Raw genomic sequence first — 13,646 nt, forward strand, 5'->3', positions numbered from 1 at the left:
TGCGTTGTAAAGCCAAACGCAAATAAAAAAAGATTTTAAAACAACTAAACCAGGTGTAACATTCGCTTGACATTAGACTGTCAAAGTTATATTATAGCATATGGTATTATTATTAAAACCACGATAAGCCCCGGAACTTATTGTGTCGAATAGATAAACCAAAAAATTGATTATGAATGGAACTATTAGGAGGGAAACTGATGCGTACAACGTTTATGGCGAATGCAAACAATATCGAACGTAAATGGTACGTGATTGATGCTGAAGGCAAAACTCTTGGTCGTCTTGCTAGTGAAGTAGCGTCAATCCTACGTGGTAAACATAAACCAACTTATACACCACATGTTGATACTGGTGATCATGTAATTCTTATCAACGCTTCAAAAATCGAACTTACTGGGAAAAAGCTTACTGACAAGATCTACTACCGTCACAGCATGCACCCAGGCGGTCTAAAAACAAGAACTGCTCTTGAAATGCGTACAAACTACCCTGAGAGAATGCTTGAGCTTGCTATCAAAGGCATGCTTCCAAAGAACTCTCTTGGCCGTCAAATGTTCAAGAAATTACACGTATATGCTGGTAGCGAACATAAGCACCAAGCACAACAACCTGAAGTTTACGAACTTCGTGGATAATTTTTAGGGAGGTTATTAACTTGGCACAGGTTCAATATATTGGTACTGGTCGTCGTAAGAGCTCCGTTGCACGTGTTCGTTTAGTTCCAGGCGACGGTAAAATCATCATCAATGGTCGTGAAATCTCAGAATACATTCCTTTTGCAGCTTTACGTGAAGTTGTAAAACAGCCGCTTGTAGCTACTGAAACAGTAAACAGCTACGACATTCTTGTAAATGTAAACGGCGGTGGATACACTGGTCAAGCTGGCGCAATCCGCCACGGCATCGCTCGTGCATTGCTTCAAGCTGATCCTGAATTCCGTCCAACATTAAAGCGCGCAGGACTATTAACTCGTGACGCACGTATGAAAGAGCGTAAGAAATACGGTCTTAAAGGTGCTCGTCGTGCTCCTCAGTTCTCAAAGCGTTAATTATCAAGCTTTCAAAGACTCTCAACCGATTTGGTTGGGGGTCTTTTTTTATTGCTGAAAACGATTTTCGTGCATTACTTAATTGTTGAAAACATTAACTAGGCGATTTGCATAGGATATTGCGAACGTTATAAAGGAAGTGAAAATATGTATTTTGCGCCATATATGTATCAATATCCTTATTATGCAGCGCCAATGCCTGTGTTTCGAAACCAGTTGTTTTATCAGCATTATCCACAAGGGACAGGGGATTTAAATCCTTATTTTTCATCACAATTTACGCAGGGAGCTGCGGGCTTTTCTGGTCATGGAAAACAATCATATGCAATTAATAATGAAGTGGCTTCCATGCGTGGAAAACGTTCCTTAAGCTCGTACAAGGAGAACTATGCTTACAGTTTAGGCATTCAGGCCTTTATATATGGGTATCCCCTTGTCACCATGGAAAGAACAAGGCAGCTGCAATCATTTGTTAAAGTACCCCACGGCCCAGTATCTACTGTGTCCAATGAGTTAATTTATTATGATCAGCTTCTTACACCGGATGACAAAGATGTCGTATCTCCCAATGTTGATACCCTCTATTGCACTGCCTGGCTGGATCTCACCCGGGGCCCTGTAGTGCTCAATGTTCCGGATACGAATGACAGGTACTATGTCATGCAATTAATGGATGCCTGGACAAATACCTTTTCCAGTATAGGGCGTCGTACTACAGGAACGGGTGCCGGAAAATTTGCTATTGTGGGTCCCGATTGGAAAGGCACTTTGCCTGCAAACGTTCAAGAGGTTAAATCCCTCACAAACACAGTGTGGATTATAGGCCGTATCCTGGTGAAAGGGGAAGATGATTATGATAATGCTTTGGTTTTACTAAGGCAATTTACATTGTCATCACTGGACGGGAATAAACTCCAATTCGTAAAAAAACCTGCAAATCCATTGCTTTTTGAGAATAAGGTGGAAGATCTTAGTGCCCTGGATTTCTTTAAAACGATGACAGACTTAATGATTCTAAATCCTGATATTAGTAATGAGGCCCTTGAAAAACAATTTGAGCATATCGGTATTGATTTAACGTATGGCTTTGATGGTTATAAATTAGATTCGGAAACAATTGCTGGGCTAAATCGTGCAGCCGAAGATGCATTTGAGATAATTGCAAATAGTAAAGATGAATTAAACACCCGGATTTTTAATGGGTGGGAGATAATATACGGTTTGGGCACTTATGGTGACGAGTTCCTTAAGAGGGCATACGTTGCATATATCGAACTTGGAGCAAATGTGGATGAAGAAGCAGCTTATGCCAGAGCTTTTACTGATGATCAAGGGAAACAATTAAACGGGCAATATGAATACATTATGCATTTTAATAAGGACCAGCTGCCTCCGGTAGAAGCTTTCTGGTCTGTAACCATGTATGGTCCGGATTTCTATCTGGTGCCTAATGAAATGAACCGTTATGCCATTGCAGACTACACCCCTGGGCTTGAGTACAACGATGATGGCTCCCTTGATATCTATATCCAAAAAGACCGGCCGATAAATCATGAATCGAATTGGCTCCCGGCACCTGAAGGAGAATTTAATTTAGTGATAAGGATGTATCAGCCTGCTGCTAAAGTATTGAATGGTACTTATGAAATACCCGGGGTAAAACGTGTTAGGTCATTAAGTAGGCGATTTGCATAGGATATTGTGAAAATTAGAAAGGAAGTGAATACATGTATTATGCACCTTATATGTATCAATATCCTTATTATGCAGCGCCAATGCCTGATTTCCGAAACCAGTTGTTATATCAGAATTATCCACAAGGGGCAGGGAATCTAAATCGTTATTATTTTTCACAATTTCCTAATAAGCAAGGAGTTTTGGCCTTATCTAATCATAGAGAACAACCATATGTAATTAATAATGAAGAGGCTTTTATGCAGAATGAACGTTCTTCAAGCTCGTACAGGGAAAATTATGCGTATAGTTTAGGCATACAGGCTTATATATATGGATATCCCCTTGTCTCCATGGAAAGAACGAGGCAGCTGTCATCGACAGTAAAAGAGCCTTACGGACCGGCAGCAACTGTGTCAAATGAGTTTATTTATTATGATCAACTTTATACCCCTGATTTCAAAGATGTTGTAACACCAAATGTTGATACCATTTATTACTTTATCTGGCTGGACCTTACCCGGAACCCTGTGGTCCTTAATGTACCGGATACGAATGACAGGTACTATGTCGTGCAATTAATGGATGCCTGGTCAAATACCTTTTCTAATATAGGGCGGCGCACTACAGGAACGGGCGCTGGAAAATATGCTATTGTGGGTCCCGATTGGAAAGGAATTCTGCCTGAAGATGTTAAAGAGGTAAAATCCCCCACAAACACGGTATGGATTGTAAGTCGTATCCTGGTAAAAGATGAAGATGATTTAGAAAATGCTCAAGCTATACAAAAGCAATTTACACTGACATCACTGGATGGAAAAAAAGCGCGACCTGTTGTAAAACCTGCAAATCCATTGCTTTTAGAGAATAAGGTGGAAGATCTTGGTGCCATGGATTTCTTTAAAACGATGACAGACTTAATGATTCTAAATCCTGCTATTCATAATGAGGCCCTTGAAAAACAATTTGAGCATATCGGTATTGATCGAACGTACGGCTTCGATGCGAATAAATTAGATACAGAAACAATTGCAGGGCTAAATCGTGCTGCCAGAGATGCATTTCAAATCATTGCAAATAGTCTGGAAGAATTAAACCCTAGAATTGATAATGGGTGGTTTGTCCTTTCTGATTTGGGCACTTATGGGGACGAGTTCCTTAAGAGGGCCTATATTGCTTTTAGCGGACTTGGTATAAACGTGGATGAAGAGTCTACTTTTTTTAGAACTTTTATTGATGATCAAGGGAATCAGCTAAACGGGAAAAATAAATACATTTTACATTTCAATGAAGACCAGCTGCCTCCGGTAGAAGCTTTCTGGTCAGTAACGCTGTATGGCCCGGATTTCTACCTGGTGCCCAATGAAATTAGCCGTTATTCCATTGCTGACCACACTCAGGGGCTTGAGTACAATAATGATGGCTCACTTGATATCTATATCCAAAAAGACCGGCCGATAAATCATGAATCGAATTGGCTCCCGGCACCTGAAGGAGATTTTAATTTAGTGATAAGGATGTATCAGCCTGCTGCTAAAGTATTAAATGGCACTTATGAAGTACCAGGGGTAAAGCTGGTTCGGTAATTATTTATCAAAGCTTTCAGCCATTTTGGCTGGGAGCTTTTTTCTTATAGATATCTTTTGCCCTGCAGTGGGGCCAGCAAGCTGAGGCTTTATTTCTGCACAGGTGAAAAACTGGAAATTATTTTAATGCAAATATCGGGCTGAGAGGGGATTATACACGCTGAGAGAGCATCAGCAGACCTTAGGCCATGTATGTTAGCGTTTTCATTCACTATCTCGCCCTTATCCTCCCGTCTTTCCGTAATACCCTTGAATCTGTATTTGAGCATGTTACGATAGATAACGTTGATAAAATACGAACGGATATACGAACAGTTTTTCATCTAAAGGAGGATGTCCATGTTAGCCAATAAAACAATCGCATTTTTAGGAGCAGGGTCAATGGCGGAATCCATGATATCAGGAGTCATTACAGCTGAAAAAATGTCACCGGAACGGGTGTTTGTAACGAACAGGAGCAATGCAGACAGGCTAGAACAGATTCAGGAACAGTATGGAGTAAGTACCATGCCGCAGAACGAGCTTCCGTTTGAGGAAATTGATTTATTTATTTTAGCTATGAAGCCAAAGGGGGCAGAAGAAGCCCTTCGTTCGATTAAAGACAAATTATATCCCGGCCAGGTGATTCTTTCCGTGTTGGCAGGCATCACAACAGAGTTCATGGAAGAGCATTTGAATACGGGTCAGCAGGTAGTACGTGTGATGCCGAATACTTCAAGCATGATTCAGGAATCTGCGACTGCTGTCGTGGCAGGCAAGAATACGAGCATGGCCAATGTGGAAATAGTTAAGGAATTGCTGGAATGCATGGGGGAAGTGTATATCATCGATGAAGACCAGATGGATGTTTTTACAGGATTAGCCGGAAGCGGTCCTGCTTACTTCTATTATCTGATGGAAAATATGGAGCGGGTAGGGGTACAAAAAGGGATGGATGAAGAGACTGTCCGCAAAATTGTTGCCCAGACGATTTTTGGAGCAGCTAAGATGGTGCTTGAAAAAGAAGAAACGCCAACTTCTTTAAGAGAGAAAGTGACCTCTCCCAATGGCACGACCGCGTCAGGACTCGAAGCCTTAAGGAGATACAACGGAGGAGAAGCCATCACACAGGCAGTCGAACATGCCGCCAAACGGTCGAAGGAGATCAGCGAAGAGTTGGAAGGCGCACTAGTCACTTCCTAAGGGAAATGGATTTACAAGTTCACAGGAGGTATTGGATGTTGATGAAAGAAAAACAGATAAAAAGAGTTGTTATTAAGATTGGAAGCAGCTCATTAACAAGCATGCACGGGGAGATCAGCCGCAGAAAGCTTGAAAAATTTGCTGAGCAAATTGTCGAGCTGAAGGATGCCGGCTATGAAACAGCTGTTGTGTCATCAGGTGCTGTTGCAGCAGGATATAGGAAGCTTGGCTGCCTTGACCGGCCTTCTTCTCTTCCGGAAAAACAGGCTGCAGCTTCAATTGGCCAGGGGCTATTAATGGAATCTTACTCAGAACTCTTTTTATCTCATGGCTACGTAGCTTCACAAATCTTGATTACCAGAAGCGATTTCTCGGATGAAAATCGCTATGGCAATATGCATAACACTATGAATGTGCTGCTGGAGCGAGGCATCATCCCGATCATAAATGAAAATGACACGGTTACAGTCGATCGCTTGCGCTTCGGAGACAATGATACTCTGGCTGCAAAAGTGGCTGGTCTGATTGATGCAGATTTACTGATTATTTTATCTGACATTGACGGCCTCTATGACAGCAACCCGAATGATAATCCTCATGCGACACTTCTGGAGAGAGTTCACAGCATTACACCTGAAATCGAAGCGGCTGCAGGAGGATCTGGCAGTGCTGTAGGAACAGGCGGCATGAAGTCGAAAATTCAGGCAGTGAAAATTGCGATGGCTGCAGGGATTGACTCCTTTTTAGGAAAAGCAGGAACGGAAAATATTTTAATCGAAGCTGTGGAAAACAGAGCGAGAGGCACCTACTTCACGCCGGAGCCGGATGCGTTTAATCTGGATAATGAAAAGCAGTGGATTGCGTTTCACTCAGGCCCTGAAGGAAAGGTGACCATCAATTCCCGCGGGATAGAGGCTATTGTGGATCATCAGGAAAATCTGTACTGCTCTGATATTCAGGAAGTCAAAGGGCGATTTAAGGATGGAGCGGTCGTCCGCATTCTGGATGAAGAGGGAAAAGAAATCGGCCTCGGCCGCATTAATTATTCCAACGAACAGTTAAGCGGACATACAGCAGATGAAGAGCTTGAGCCGGCCATCGCTCAGGAAACGTTTGTATGCTCCCGCGACTTTAAGCTGCCGGCACTTGTTTAAACTTTTTAGGAGGGATTCAATGACTACTGCATCAGCAGTAAAGATAAATAATGTAGAAGAACAGGCAATAAAGGCAAAAAGGGCTGCCAAAACATTAAGTGTCTTAACAACGGAAGAAAAGAACGAAGCACTCTATACAGTTGCAGAGGCACTGGAGGCTGGATATGAATCGATCCTTGCAGCCAATAAAGCCGATCTCGCAAATGGCAGGGAAAAAGGGTTTGAAGAGGCATATATGGATCGCCTGTCATTATCGAAGGAACGGGTTTTTGAATTTGCAGAAGGCCTTCGCCAGGTAGCTGAACTTCCTGATCCGAATGGAGATGTTATGTCGGGCTGGACTTTGGATAATGGGCTGAAGGTGGAAGAGGTTCGTGTTCCGCTTGGTGTCATCGGCATGATTTATGAAGCAAGACCTAATGTAACAGCTGATGCGGCGGGCCTTGCGCTGAAATCCGGAAATGCCATTGTCTTAAAAGGCGGGTCATCAGCACTGAATTCGAATCAGGCTATCGTGGAGATTATTCATGAAGCTCTTGGAAAAACGAAGATACCTAAAAATGCTGTCCAATTCATTGCCACAGCAGACAGAGAAGCGACAAAGCAGCTGTTCACCATGAAAGAGCATATTGATGTCTTAATTCCGAGAGGCGGCGCATCCCTCATAAAAGCAGTGGTTGAGAATGCGACGGTGCCTGTACTCGAAACAGGAGTTGGAAACTGCCATATCTATGTTGATAAAGAAGCAGATCCGGAAAAAGCGATCAATATCCTCATTAATGCCAAAACTGACCGTCCCGCAGTCTGTAATGCGGCAGAAACGCTGATTGTTCATGAAGCATGGCTGGATCAGCATAACGAATTGCTTGCAGAAGCTCTGAAGAGTCACGGGATAACCGTACATGGCGATGACTCTGCAGCAGCTGCATTGCCTGATGTGGTACCCGCAGCTGAAAACGATTGGGCAAATGAATATTTAAGCCTGGACTTAGCTGTAAAAACCGTGAATAGTCTTGAACAGGCCATCGATCATATTGATCAATACGGCACCAAGCATTCAGAGGCGATTATTACCGAAAATGGGGAAACAGCCAAAAAGTTCATGCAGCTGGCAGATGCTGCGGCGCTGTACCATAATGCGTCGACCAGATTCACGGATGGAGGCGCTCTGGGCTTTGGAGCGGAAATTGGCATTTCCACACAAAAGCTCCATGCGAGAGGACCGATGGGTCTGCCTGCATTAACAACACGCAAATATCTAATGTCCGGAAATGGGCAGATTCGATAAACTTCTTCAAAAGCATCAGCTCCGGCTGGTGCTTTTCTAAAATAATAAGAATTAATCCTGAAGTTAGATAACTGTCAAGCTGCAGGCGCCATCCGCTCTCGGGTCTAAGCCAATCCGTCCAAAAGGTAAAGAACAACCTTTCAGCCGGCTTGTCTTATGCTTGAGGCCCGCAGGATGCGGGTCATGCAGACGTTGCCACAGGACGTGGCGGTTTTAGTCTGCGTTCCTTTTAAGCGGGCGCCTTCCGCTTTTCTGATAAAAAATTGGCAGCCCGATTCGCGGCTGCTTTTTGCATTTCTCTCCTGCTGCAGATAAAGACTATCTACAAGGGGTGAGAAGCGTGACTGTCATAACGACGTTCAAAGAGAAAAAAAGAGAAAAACAGATCAAATATGAAAAATCAGTCCTTCGGGAAATTTCGATAAAAGCCTTAAAAGAAAAAGTTCAGCAATTTTTTGGTTCTTCCAGATTTGTTTCCGGTCTGATGATGAATGCCGGAATTGAGGAGGCCTGCTATGATGTAGCGATTGAAGCCTATTTGCTGGGGGCAAACTACAGCCGTTTTGGGCGATATGGCGAATCGCTGGATCAGGTCCGATATAGATGTGAAAAAGAGTATAAGCATTTAGTGGATACACTATATAACTTTTTCCTTTATTGGGGTCATGGTTCGGAAGCTGTTATGAGTGAATCCCTTTATTATATGTGCGAGCAATATGTAAACAGCTGGTGGTCGGAAGGGTTCAATAAAGGGGAGAGAAGGCATAAATTACGTCTCCACTGAAAAGTGAATTTGTTCAGACCGCTGTCCTGATCGAAGTTCTACATCTCCGTCTTGTCCCATATATTGAAATGAGGATAAGCAGGAGGGGACTGATTAGGGCGTATGAAGAAAAAATTAAAAATAGGCGGGTTTGCGATCGGGCTTATCGTCCTTTTTCTTATTTTGCAATATGACTTTACGGATGATGATTCCTGGGAATCGTGGAATCTGCCTTTAACCGGGAAAATCATCTTGCTTGATCCCGGACATGGCGGCCCGGATGGCGGGGCAAGTGACGAAGGGGCACTCGAGAAAGATATTGCGCTGGAAGTATCATTAAAAGTAAGGGATTACCTCCAGGAGCAGGGAGCGCTGGTGCTCATGACGAGGGAGGACGACAGGGACCTCGCGCCAGAGGGAACGAGGGGATACAGCCGGAGAAAAGTAGAAGATCTGAAAAAACGGCTTGAAATGATAAATACGTCTAATTCTGATTTTTATGTCAGCGTCCACTTAAATTCTATTCCTTCTCCCCGATGGAGCGGTGCGCAGACTTTCTATGCGCCCGGGATAAAGGAAAATGCCAAAGCTGCGAAATTCATACAGGATGAACTCCGCCGCAACCTGGAAAATACGAAGCGGAATTCCAAGCCTTTAAACAATGTATTTATCTTAAAATACGCCAAAAAGCCGGGTGTCTTAGTAGAAGTGGGATTCTTATCAAATCCGGGGGAACGGGCAAACCTGAAAACGGATGAATATCAGGATAAAATCGCTGCCTCCATTTATAATGGAATTATGCGCTACTATACCAATGAAAAAGAATTGACTGAAACATGGGAATGAAAAGGTGCTGAGAAAGTGCCTTTTCTTTTTTGAATATTTTTCCGGTGTGATACAATTAACTGTAAAGAATTTTCAATATGTTATACTGAAATGGAAACGAATTCAAAAGGCGGGTGCAATGTATGTTAACTGAACAGAAAGTCAGAGAAGCTTTGAGCGGCTTGAAGGAACCATTTATACATAGAACATTGGGCGAACTTAACGCCATTGAAGAAATTAAAATCAAAGAAGAAAAGAATCATGTGAGCGTAAAGATTCAAGTTGCCAAGACAGGTACAGCGGAGCAGCTTCAGCTTCAGACGGAAGTCGTCAATCTATTAAAAGAAGCAGGGGCGGCGACCGTCGGCATCCGCTTCAGTGAGCTTCCGGATGAAGTGCTTTCACAATATAGAGAGACAGCGGCTGAAGAAGACCAAGGCCTGCTTTCTCCTGGTAATAAGACTGAGTTCATTGCCATTGCCAGCGGAAAAGGCGGAGTCGGCAAGTCCACTGTTTCGGTCAACCTGGCTGTATCCCTTGCAAGGCTGGGCAAGAAGGTTGGATTGATCGATGCTGACATTTATGGATTCAGCGTTCCGGATATGATGGGCATTACGAAGCGTCCTGTGGTCAGAGGAGAACGAATTCTGCCGGTTGAACGTTTTGGCGTAAAAGTGATCTCTATGGGATTCTTTGTTGAAGATAATGCGCCGATTATCTGGAGAGGGCCGATGCTTGGAAAAATGCTGAACAGCTTCTTCAATGAGGTTGAGTGGGGTGAATTAGACTACCTTCTTCTTGATTTGCCTCCGGGAACAGGAGATGTAGCCCTGGATGTACACACCATGCTTCCTTCCTGCAAGGAAATTGTTGTGACAACTCCGCATCCTACAGCCGCATTTGTTGCTGCCAGAGCTGGTGCGATGGCACTTCGCACAGAGCATGAAATTCTGGGTGTTATCGAGAACATGGCCTACTTCGAAAGTCAATTGACTGGAGAAAGAGAGCACGTATTTGGCCAAGGCGGCGGCGAGAAGCTTGCTGATGAACTGAGGACAGAAGTGCTGGGCCAGCTGCCTCTTCAGCAGCCTGATTGGAATGAAGAAGACTTCGCTCCGTCCATATATGACCAAGATCATAAGCTTGGTCAAATCTATACGGATATTGCCCGTAAAGTTATTCAAACAATTGAAAGCAAATAATGAAAAAAAGCCTCTTCCGACATGGAAGAGGTTTTCTTCTTAAAAGGGATTATGCTCCGCCGCCCTGGCCGCCACCGCCGCCTTGGTCTCCACCCTGGCCGCCGCCTTCACCCCCGCTTTCTTGCCCGCCTTGCTCACCGCCGCCCTTCGTTTCTGCTGCTGCTTTCAGAAGGATGTCCTGGATTTTTGCTTTAAAAAGCGGACTTTCAAATGTCTCAGTCATGACTTTCTGTATGTGCTCCCGATATTCCTTGCTTTTAAGGACATCTGTTACTTCTTTTTCAAGCTCGGGATCTTTCAATACTTCTATCATCATTCCTCTGTATTCAGGGTCCTTCATAAGGTCTTTTAAAAGCTTTTCATTTTCCTTTTGCATACTTTTTGCCATGCTTTCGGCAAACTTTGGATCATCAAAAGACTTTTTCCAAAACTCTGTGCCTTTATCGGAAGTTAAAGTTTTTTCAATGGTTTCACTGACAACCTTTTGGTCCATGACCATCTTTTGCTGCATTTTTTCATCAGCCATCAATTCTTCGAGTGCTTTCTTTCCTTCATCTGTCTTTAATATATCTACAACCATTTTTTTAGTTTGCTCATAATCCATTTGGCTGGCGCCAGATTCACCTTGGCCGCAGCCTGATATGAAAAACACTAGCGCTAATGGAAGGAGCAAACGGAATGTTTTTTTCATGGTGAAGCTCCTTTCAGAGGTGTCCTTACCTTTAGAATGAAGATTTTCAGCAAATATTATGCGCTGGAAATACAATGCCTAGATTTTTCAAACTTTGGTTGGTACAATCAATAAGAATGAATTTATTTATTATGGGGGAAAAATAAATTGACTAGCCGTAATTGGGTAAAGCTTTTTATAACAACTCTTTTAGTCGGGGGAATAACGACTGGGGTTGTCGGGTTTATTGTGCGCTGGGATGAATTTGCGCCTATTTTTACTGACTTCGATTTCCTGGAGATTCTGTCAGTGTTGTTCTGGCTTATTGGTGTAGGATTAATCTTCAGTATTATTAGCCAAATGGGCTTTTTTGCTTATTTGACTGTACACCGCTTTGGATTGGGGATCTTTAAAGGATTATGGAATCCAATTCAGATTGTCCTTATTTTATTTGCTTTATTTGACTTGGTTTATTTCCGCTATAAGGCTTTTGCCGGTGCGGGAGACAGCATGCTTCCATATGTTGGCGTTGCAGCATTCCTTCTTATAGTCGCTCTTGTGGTCGCAGCAATTAAAACCAAACAGACCAACCAGCATGCCTTTATTCCTGCAGTCTTCTTCATGGTGGTCGTAACCGCCATTGAGTGGGTGCCGGTACTAAGGGTAAACGAGGAAAGCTGGCTATATCTAATGGTGATCCCATTATTAGTCTGCAACACATACCAGCTGCTTATTCTTCATAAACTGAATGAAGATTCCCAAAAACAAAGAAGCCATATAGCTAAAAAGCCATCCAAATAACGGATGGCTTTTGTTTATTTTATTTCATTCGTTTTTGTCTCGGCATTCGCAATCATTTCTGAGACGGAAACAAAACTGAGCCCCTTGGATTCTACATCATTTAAAATGAGCGGAAGAGCTTTGGCTGTTTGTTTGGCAGAATCGGATGCATGTAAAAGTACGATATCTCCTTTTTTGGCCTTTGATACATTTTCTGCAATCCTATCGACCCCGGGATTCGTCCAATCCTTTGAATCGACGCTCCAATGGACAACGGTGAAACCCAACCGGTCAGCAACCTTTAAGGTTTTCTGATCAAAATGCCCTGTTGGGGCGCGCACAAGCTTAATGTCTTTAACATTCAGCTTTCTGAATGCCTCCTGCGCCTTTGCAAGGTCCCTCCTGATTTTATCCTCTTCAAGCTCTGTATAATCTTCATAGCCATAGCCCAGCATTCCGATTTCATAGCCTTCTTTCACAATCCTTGAAACTAAATCCGGGTGGCGCTCCGCCCAGGAGCCGGCCAGGAAAAAGGTCGCAGATTTAACATTTTCTTTTTTTAGGATATCCAATATGGGCTCTGCTTTAACATCCCCCCATCCTATATTAAAGGTGAGGGCTATATCCTTTTCCCCTTTGTATATCGCCTTAGGCCCGTCTTTTGCTGAAAAAGCAGGCAAGTGGACAATACTCTGCATGAAGAGGAACCATGCCGTGAAAAATGCTGCAATGACAACCAGTGAAATTTGTTTTAAAGACTTACCATTCAATACGTAAAAAAAGTTCATAATCGTTCACCTCGTCCATACCTTCCTAGTTTCATACCTATGCTGAACTTGTCTCTTCCATGTATAAAAAAATTCATTCATAAAAAATCTTAATTGGAAAAATACTACAAAAAACAAATTGAATAGTATATTGGAGGCAATTAAAATGATGGGAATGCTATTAAGCCAAAAAGAGCTAAAAGAGATGGAGTATTTGATCAAGCGGGAAATGGACGAAATATTATTTGATTTAAAAGATGACCGAATCGACCACGTTGTCAAAAGAGCCATGGAGGAACGATACAAAATTTTATTTTCGTTATTTCAGCGCATGGCTACGCCAGCAGATTGCCTGAAATACATGCGTTCCCGCCAGCATCATGAAAAGAAGGGGTAATTTTTTTGGGGTGTGAAGAAAAAACTCAAAAAGGTTGTTGACTTCTTATTGGTATCTTGGTATATTAATAAACGTCGCTGATGACGGAAAGCACTAATAAAAACAACTTAAAAAAGTTGTTGACGTCGAAGTTGACATGTGATATATTAAGAAAGTCGCTTCTGAGCGACGGATTGATCTTTGAAAACTGAACGAACAAAACGTCAACGTTTAAATCATTAGTCTTTTTCGAAAAGACAAACGAGCTTAATCAACTCTTATATGGAGAGTTTGATCCTGGCTCAGGACGAACGCTGGCGGCGTGCCT

14 protein-coding genes are annotated in these 13,646 nt (G+C 42.9%); 12 read left to right on the plus strand and 2 right to left on the minus strand.

Going from position 1 to position 13,646, the window contains the following annotated elements; translation table 11 throughout:
- The first annotated feature begins 200 nt into the window (after nucleotides 1–200).
- The 10 genes from rplM to ACTHRG_RS20165 all read left to right on the plus strand — a co-directional run bounded on the left by rplM (nucleotide 201) and on the right by ACTHRG_RS20165 (nucleotide 10,725).
- On the plus strand, nucleotides 201–638 hold the full coding sequence (gene rplM / locus ACTHRG_RS20120; RefSeq protein WP_048011503.1) for a 50S ribosomal protein L13: 438 nt from the start codon (nucleotides 201–203) through the stop codon (nucleotides 636–638).
- 20 nt (nucleotides 639–658) lie between these two features.
- The gene (gene rpsI, locus ACTHRG_RS20125) at nucleotides 659–1,051 is read left to right on the plus strand and encodes a 30S ribosomal protein S9 (protein ID WP_076262076.1); all 393 of its coding nucleotides are present in this window, start codon (nucleotides 659–661) and stop codon (nucleotides 1,049–1,051) included.
- A 147-nt stretch (nucleotides 1,052–1,198) separates the two neighbouring features.
- Complete coding sequence (locus ACTHRG_RS20130) at nucleotides 1,199–2,746, plus strand: DUF1254 domain-containing protein (protein ID WP_083675413.1); 1,548 nt, start codon at nucleotides 1,199–1,201, stop codon at nucleotides 2,744–2,746.
- Nucleotides 2,747–2,778: 32 nt separating this feature from the next.
- Nucleotides 2,779–4,311, plus strand: a complete 1,533-nt coding sequence (locus tag ACTHRG_RS20135; protein WP_440231862.1) for a DUF1254 domain-containing protein — start codon at nucleotides 2,779–2,781, stop codon at nucleotides 4,309–4,311.
- Between the two features lie 339 nt (nucleotides 4,312–4,650).
- Nucleotides 4,651–5,493: a pyrroline-5-carboxylate reductase gene (proC, locus tag ACTHRG_RS20140; RefSeq protein ID WP_440231864.1), complete on the plus strand. Its 843-nt coding sequence runs from the start codon at nucleotides 4,651–4,653 to the stop codon at nucleotides 5,491–5,493.
- 35 nt (nucleotides 5,494–5,528) lie between these two features.
- Nucleotides 5,529–6,647 carry a glutamate 5-kinase gene (gene proB / locus ACTHRG_RS20145; RefSeq protein WP_440231865.1) on the plus strand — a complete coding sequence of 373 codons (1,119 nt, stop codon included), beginning with the start codon at nucleotides 5,529–5,531 and terminating at the stop codon, nucleotides 6,645–6,647.
- A 19-nt stretch (nucleotides 6,648–6,666) separates the two neighbouring features.
- A complete protein-coding gene (locus tag ACTHRG_RS20150; RefSeq protein ID WP_440231866.1) occupies nucleotides 6,667–7,935 on the plus strand; it encodes a glutamate-5-semialdehyde dehydrogenase in 1,269 nt (422 codons plus the stop codon).
- Between the two features lie 340 nt (nucleotides 7,936–8,275).
- Nucleotides 8,276–8,719 (plus strand): YbaK family protein, encoded by a 444-nt coding sequence (locus tag ACTHRG_RS20155; protein ID WP_048011497.1) that lies wholly within the window; start codon nucleotides 8,276–8,278, stop codon nucleotides 8,717–8,719.
- Nucleotides 8,720–8,821: 102 nt separating this feature from the next.
- Nucleotides 8,822–9,544, plus strand: coding sequence for an N-acetylmuramoyl-L-alanine amidase CwlD (gene cwlD / locus ACTHRG_RS20160; protein WP_440231867.1), 723 nt, complete (start codon nucleotides 8,822–8,824; stop codon nucleotides 9,542–9,544).
- A 122-nt stretch (nucleotides 9,545–9,666) separates the two neighbouring features.
- Nucleotides 9,667–10,725 carry a P-loop NTPase gene (locus ACTHRG_RS20165; protein ID WP_440231868.1) on the plus strand — a complete coding sequence of 353 codons (1,059 nt, stop codon included), beginning with the start codon at nucleotides 9,667–9,669 and terminating at the stop codon, nucleotides 10,723–10,725.
- Between the two features lie 49 nt (nucleotides 10,726–10,774).
- On the opposite strand, the gene gerD is transcribed toward ACTHRG_RS20165, so the two are convergent.
- Nucleotides 10,775–11,416, minus strand: a complete 642-nt coding sequence (gene gerD, locus ACTHRG_RS20170; protein WP_440231869.1) for a spore germination lipoprotein GerD — start codon at nucleotides 11,414–11,416, stop codon at nucleotides 10,775–10,777.
- A 147-nt stretch (nucleotides 11,417–11,563) separates the two neighbouring features.
- Between gerD and ACTHRG_RS20175 the strand changes: the two genes are divergently transcribed.
- Nucleotides 11,564–12,196 carry a KinB-signaling pathway activation protein gene (locus tag ACTHRG_RS20175; protein WP_076262095.1) on the plus strand — a complete coding sequence of 211 codons (633 nt, stop codon included), beginning with the start codon at nucleotides 11,564–11,566 and terminating at the stop codon, nucleotides 12,194–12,196.
- Between the two features lie 14 nt (nucleotides 12,197–12,210).
- Here ACTHRG_RS20175 and pdaB read toward each other — a convergent pair whose 3' ends face one another.
- Nucleotides 12,211–12,963 carry a polysaccharide deacetylase family sporulation protein PdaB gene (gene pdaB, locus ACTHRG_RS20180; RefSeq protein ID WP_076262098.1) on the minus strand — a complete coding sequence of 251 codons (753 nt, stop codon included), beginning with the start codon at nucleotides 12,961–12,963 and terminating at the stop codon, nucleotides 12,211–12,213.
- A gap of 145 nt (nucleotides 12,964–13,108) precedes the next feature.
- Between pdaB and ACTHRG_RS20185 the strand changes: the two genes are divergently transcribed.
- On the plus strand, nucleotides 13,109–13,339 hold the full coding sequence (locus ACTHRG_RS20185) for a hypothetical protein (protein WP_076262101.1): 231 nt from the start codon (nucleotides 13,109–13,111) through the stop codon (nucleotides 13,337–13,339).
- Nucleotides 13,340–13,646 lie beyond the last annotated feature (307 nt).

It is taken from the genome of Cytobacillus sp. SAFR-174, assembly GCF_051964675.1.
Taxonomy (GTDB): Bacteria; Bacillota; Bacilli; order Bacillales; family Cytobacillaceae; genus Cytobacillus.

What these genes read in the sequence shown, in the direction of transcription:
- rplM (WP_048011503.1), top strand. Translation starts at nt 201, where the DNA reads ATGCGTACAACGTTTATGGCGAATGCAAACAATATCGAACGTAAATGG.
- ACTHRG_RS20130 (WP_083675413.1), top strand. Translation starts at nt 1,199, where the DNA reads ATGTATTTTGCGCCATATATGTATCAATATCCTTATTATGCAGCGCCA.
- ACTHRG_RS20135 (WP_440231862.1), top strand. Translation starts at nt 2,779, where the DNA reads ATGTATTATGCACCTTATATGTATCAATATCCTTATTATGCAGCGCCA.
- proC (WP_440231864.1), top strand. Translation starts at nt 4,651, where the DNA reads ATGTTAGCCAATAAAACAATCGCATTTTTAGGAGCAGGGTCAATGGCG.
- proB (WP_440231865.1), top strand. Translation starts at nt 5,529, where the DNA reads ATGTTGATGAAAGAAAAACAGATAAAAAGAGTTGTTATTAAGATTGGA.
- ACTHRG_RS20150 (WP_440231866.1), top strand. Translation starts at nt 6,667, where the DNA reads ATGACTACTGCATCAGCAGTAAAGATAAATAATGTAGAAGAACAGGCA.
- cwlD (WP_440231867.1), top strand. Translation starts at nt 8,822, where the DNA reads ATGAAGAAAAAATTAAAAATAGGCGGGTTTGCGATCGGGCTTATCGTC.
- ACTHRG_RS20165 (WP_440231868.1), top strand. Translation starts at nt 9,667, where the DNA reads ATGTTAACTGAACAGAAAGTCAGAGAAGCTTTGAGCGGCTTGAAGGAA.
- gerD (WP_440231869.1), bottom strand. Translation starts at nt 11,416, where the DNA reads ATGAAAAAAACATTCCGTTTGCTCCTTCCATTAGCGCTAGTGTTTTTC.
- pdaB (WP_076262098.1), bottom strand. Translation starts at nt 12,963, where the DNA reads ATGAACTTTTTTTACGTATTGAATGGTAAGTCTTTAAAACAAATTTCA.
- ACTHRG_RS20185 (WP_076262101.1), top strand. Translation starts at nt 13,109, where the DNA reads ATGATGGGAATGCTATTAAGCCAAAAAGAGCTAAAAGAGATGGAGTAT.